This window comes from Streptomyces sp. PU-14G (genome assembly GCF_041028275.1).
In the GTDB taxonomy this organism is placed as follows: domain Bacteria; phylum Actinomycetota; class Actinomycetes; order Streptomycetales; family Streptomycetaceae; genus Streptomyces.
Map to the genome: position 1 here is coordinate 1 of NZ_JASKYT010000468.1, position 5055 is coordinate 5055.

2 protein-coding genes and 1 pseudogene are annotated in these 5055 nt (G+C 72.3%); 1 reads left to right on the forward strand and 2 read right to left on the reverse strand.

Annotation, left to right across the window (positions count from 1 at the left end):
* A pseudogene (locus AB8Z75_RS31600) lies at window positions 1-517 on the reverse strand (murein biosynthesis integral membrane protein MurJ); the annotation flags it as partial.
* On the reverse strand, window positions 474-3131 hold the full coding sequence (locus AB8Z75_RS31605) for a DUF6049 family protein (protein WP_369208035.1): 2658 nt from the start codon (window positions 3129-3131) through the stop codon (window positions 474-476). The pseudogene AB8Z75_RS31600 and the gene AB8Z75_RS31605, both read right to left, overlap by 44 nt.
* Before the next feature lie 271 nt (window positions 3132-3402).
* Here AB8Z75_RS31605 and AB8Z75_RS31610 point away from each other — a divergent pair, with 271 nt between their 5' ends.
* Entirely contained in the window at window positions 3403-4887 is a 1485-nt protein-coding gene (locus AB8Z75_RS31610) for a CCA tRNA nucleotidyltransferase (protein ID WP_369208037.1), read from the forward strand.
* The last annotated feature ends 168 nt before the right edge of the window (window positions 4888-5055 follow it).

A 5055-nucleotide genomic window follows, 5' to 3' on the forward strand; every position in this document is an offset into this window, starting at 1 on the left:
GCTGCGGGTGCTGCGAGTGCTGCGGGTGCGGGGGCTGGGGGTGGCCTTGGTCGCGGTAGAGGTGGGCGAAGGCGTCGCTCTGCTGCGGGGCGGCCTGTCCGGTGGGCCGGTGGGCCTGGGACGGCTGCGGGGGCTGCTCGCCCTGGTAGGCCTGCGCCGCGTACGGCTGCTGCCCGGATGGCTGGTGGCTGTACGGCTGCCGGCCGTACGGCTGCTGGTACGCCTGCTCCTGCTGCTGCCGGCCGTACGGCTGCCCTTCGTGCGGCTGCGCTTCGTGCGGCTGCCCTCCGGGCGGTTGCGCTTCGTACGGTTGCCCCTCGTACGGCTGCGCCGTGTACGGGTCCTGGGGCCGCTGTCCCTGGTAGCGCTGCCACGCCCGCGGGTCCGGGTCCTGCGCCGAGGGGTCCGCGGTGTCGTACGGATCGCGCGCGTACACGTCCCGTGCGTACGGGTCCTCCGGCTGGCCAGAGCCGTCACCGGGAGTCCGGTCCCGGTCGCCGCCATACGGCGCGTTCATCGTCGCTACCTACCCCTGCCCCTGCTCGCCCGGATGAGTCAACGGTCCACTTTCTCACCCGTCGCCGGGGGGTTGTCGTTTTCCCGGGCGGTGTCGTTGCCGTCCCCGTCCGGGGTCCCGCCCGCGTCCCTTCCGGGCCCCCGTTCCGTCCCCCGTCCGGGGCGTCGGAGTCCTTGCCGTCGTCCGCCGAGCCGTCCGCGTCGCCATCCACGTCGTTGTCTTCCGCGTCGCCCGCGTCGCCCGCGTCGCCCGCGTCACGCGCACCGTCCGCCCCGTCGCCGTCGCTGTCGGGGTCCTTCAGCGGGGCGTCCGGGTCCGGGGCCGGTCCCGAGCGCTTGCGCTGGGTGTACATCCTGATGCCGGCCAGCACGATCAGCAGCACGCCGCCCGCGATCACCAACAGCACGGTGGACGTGATGGAGGTCACGTTCACCTGGAACTTCATCACCTTGCCGTAGCGCTCGCCGTCCTCCGTGTAGAGCTGGGCGTACACGTAGGCGCGGCCGTTGTTCTTGGCGGTGGTGTCGAACTTGAGGGACTGGGTGTGTTCGCCGTCGACCTTGACCCGCTTGGCGTCCCCCACGTCCAGACCGACGCGGCTGGAGCGCAGCTCCAGCACGAGCCCGTCGACACCCTGCGCCAGATTGTTCTGCACCGTCACGGGGATGGTGGCCTCGCGGCCCGAGAGCGTGATGCCGGACTTCTTGATGAGCTTGACCGCGCCCCGCAGCTCCAGCAGGTAGTCCTCCACATCGTCGCGGTAGCCGCGTCCGGCGGACGCCCTGCCGCGCCAGGCGTTGGAGACCTCGCGGTCTATGGCCGTGCTGAACGGCGGCATCACGCGCTCGGGGTCGCTGAGGATCTCCTTGAAGTCCTCCAGGCCGTCCTTCGTCTTGCGGACCTGCTCGAACGCGGCGGTGGGCAGCTCGCTCCTGCGCAGCGCCGACGGGTAGGAGGAGGGCGACGGCATCCGGCGCTGGGCGCCCCGGTCCGGCTTGGCCTTCGCGGCGTCCGCCAGGCTGCCGGTCGTGGCCCAGCCGCTGTCGCTGAGCGCCTCGACGCCCTCGGCCATCGCCTGCGCCTGGGAGACGCTCGGCATCCGCTGCGGGGCGACGACGACACTGCGGGTGCGGGAGGGCACCTGGCTCGCCAGCGCGAGGGACTGGGCCGTGAACTGCTGCACGGCGCGCGAGGCGGCGTCGGCGCGGGACAGGTCGCCCTCGAAGGCGGTGGACAGCCGCTCGTCGGCTACCAGCGCGGTGTTGCCGCTGCCGATCGGGCGGGCCGCCGTGGGGCTGTAGGAGAGGCCGGTGTCCCGGACGCTGTCGCTGCGGGCGATCACGTTGTGGGCGCCCGCCGAGGTGGCCACGTCGACGATGGAGGAGTCGACGGCGCCCTCGTAGGGCCAGGCGAAGTCGGTGTTCGGTTTCACGTGGAGCACCGTCCTCACCGTGATGCGGGCCAGCTTCGTGGCCTGCCCCAGGGAGCTGAGCGCCCCGGGGACGGTCTTGCCCCGGTGGGCGAGCGAGGCCAGGTCCGGATCGGCGAACGGGAGGGCGACGACCTCCTTGCCGTGTACGGCCTTCTGCAGCTCGTCCAGCCAGCGCCTGGCGTCCTCCTGGCCCTTGCCCGCGACGGTGTCGTCCGGGTCGCCGCCGGGCTTGTGTACCCGGTAGCGGCCCGCCATCATGTCGACGCTCGCCAGCAGGTCGGGGTCGATGACCCAGGTGACGTCGAGATCCTTGCCGAGTTCGAGCATCTGCTGGAGGCGCCCGCCGGGGGCCAGCTCCTCGGCCAGTTTGTCGTCGCGGAAGACCGGGGTCTGCTGCTTGTCGGACTCGGTGCGCGCGGTCATGTGCGGGGTGGAGATCAGCGGCCACAGGTAGGTGATCCGGGTGTTCGGGCTGCCCGCCTTCTCCTGCCAGGGCAGGAAGGTGCGGCCGATGCCGAGGATCTGCTCGTAGGGGCGGGAGCGGGTCTGCCCGGTGAGGGAGACGCCGAGCTGGTAGACCCCGTCGGAGCCCAGGTGGAGATCGCTGACGGGGATCTTCAGCGTGAACGGCCGGGTGATGCCGGGAGCGAGGCCGGACAGGCGGGCGCCGTGCCCGCCGGTGACCTCGATGCCGTCCGCTCCGGACAGGTACCCCTGGCGGCGGGCCGCCTGCTCGATGGCGCTGCGCGAGCCGAGACTGGGCCCGATGCGGGGGACGACCTCCAGGTCGGTCAGCGTGGCGCTGCTGGTGTTGGTGACGGTGCCGCTGACGGTGAGGGTGTCGCCCGCGTCGGGGACGGAGGGGGTGACCTCGTTCACAGAGACACGGGCGCTGCGGGAGCCGCTCCCCTGGGGTGCTGCGGCGGCTGCGGGTGCCGCGGCGGCTCCCGGAGCGGCGGCTGCCGGGGCCGCGGGCCCGGTGGCGGCGGATGTCACGGCGGACGCGGTGGCGCCGCTCACAGGGGACGCGGACGCCGCGGTGGCGGTGCCCGCAGGGAGGAGGGGCCCCGCCAGGACGGGGAGGGCGGCGAGGAGCGCCGCAGCCCGGCGCCTCCAGCGGTTCGTCCCCCTACGGGCAGGGGGAGCCTGACTCTCAGCCGCCTCGGCCACGCGCTCGTCCATCCCGTCGTCCGTCGTCGTCGCTTGGTGCTGGGTGCTGCTGGGTGCTGCTGGGTGGTTCTAGGTGCTGCTGGGTGCTGCTGGGTGATGTAGGTGCAGTACTGGGTCGTGCGTTCTGGATCCCTGATGGTAACGATGCCTCACGGACGGAAGTGCCGCGCCGTCCACCACAAGATCACCACGGTGTCCGCCGGGTGCCTGCCGGGAGCCGGGACGCCGCCGCCCGGCGGGCACCCGGTGCGGCAACGTACCCTGTGCTGCTGTGCCGAACGCCATGAGTGACAGCCCCGACCAGCCCCCCGCCACGCCCCTGGCCGCCCCGGAGGACGGCCCGGCAGCCGAGCACCTGAGCGAGGTGCAGCGGCGCGCCGTCAGCGAGCTGCTGCGTGTCTCGCCGGTGGCGGACGAGCTCGCACGCCGCTTCCGCGAGGCCGGCTTCCGGCTCGCTCTCGTCGGCGGTTCGGTACGTGACGCGCTGCTGGGGCGGCTCGGCAACGATCTGGACTTCACCACGGACGCCCGGCCCGAGGAGGTGCTGCGGCTGGTGCGGCCGTGGGCCGACGCGGTGTGGGAGGTCGGCATCGCCTTCGGCACGGTGGGGATCAAGAAGTCGGACTTCGTACTCGAAGTGACGACGTATCGGTCGGAGATCTACGACCGCACCTCCCGCAAGCCCGAGGTCTCCTACGGCGACACCATCGAGGACGATCTGGTCCGCCGTGACTTCACGGTGAACGCCATGGCGGTCGCGCTGCCCGAGAAGGAGTTCGTCGACCCGCACGGAGGCCTGGAGGACCTGGCCGCCCGCAGGCTGCGGACACCGGGGACCCCGCAGGCCTCCTTCTCCGACGACCCGCTGCGGATGATGCGCGCCGCGCGCTTCGCCGCGCAGCTCGACTTCGAGGTGGCGCCCGAGGTCGTGGACGCCATGACCGAGATGGCGGACCGTATCGAGATCGTCTCCGCCGAGCGGGTGCGGGACGAGCTGAACAAGCTGCTGCTCGGCCGCTGGCCCCGTAAGGGGCTGCGACTGCTGGTGGAGACCGGACTGGCCGGGCGGGTGCTGCCGGAGCTGCCCGCGCTGCGGCTGGAGCGGGACGAGCACCACCGGCACAAGGACGTCTACGAGCACTCGCTGACCGTTCTGGACCAGGCGATCGACCTGGAGGAGGAAGGGCCCGACCTCACCCTGCGGCTGGCGGCGCTGCTCCACGACATCGGCAAGCCGAAGACCCGCAGGTTCGAGAAGGACGGCCGGGTCTCCTTCCACCACCACGAGGTGGTGGGAGCGAAGATGACGAAGAAGCGGATGACCGCGCTCAAGTACTCCGGCGAGCTGGTCAAGGACGTCTCACGGCTGGTGGAGCTGCATCTGCGCTTCCACGGGTACGGCACCGGAGAGTGGACGGACTCGGCGGTGCGCCGCTACGTCCGGGACGCCGGGCCGCTGCTGACCCGGCTGCACAAGCTGACGCGCTCGGACTGCACGACCCGCAACAAGCGCAAGGCCCAGGCGCTCTCGCGGGCGTACGACGGCCTGGAGGAGCGGATCGCGCGGCTTCAGGAGCAGGAGGAGCTGGAGGCGATCCGGCCCGACCTCGACGGCAACGAGATCATGCGCGAGCTCGGCGTGGAGCCGGGGCCCGTGGTGGGGCAGGCGTACAAGTACCTGCTGGAGCTGCGCCTGGAGCACGGGCCGCTGGGGCACGAGGCGGCCGTGGCGGAGCTCAGGAAGTGGTGGGACCGGCAGGAGGGCTGACCCGCCGGCCCCCCCGGGGGCTCCTCCTGCTCCTGAAGCCGCGCGATCCGCTCCTCCAGGCCGTCGTACGCCCGCGAGAGCGCCTGGGCCTTGCGCTTGTTGCGGGTCGTGCAGTCCGAGCGCGTCAGCTTGTGCAGCCGGGTCAGCAGCGGCCCGGCTGCACAAGCT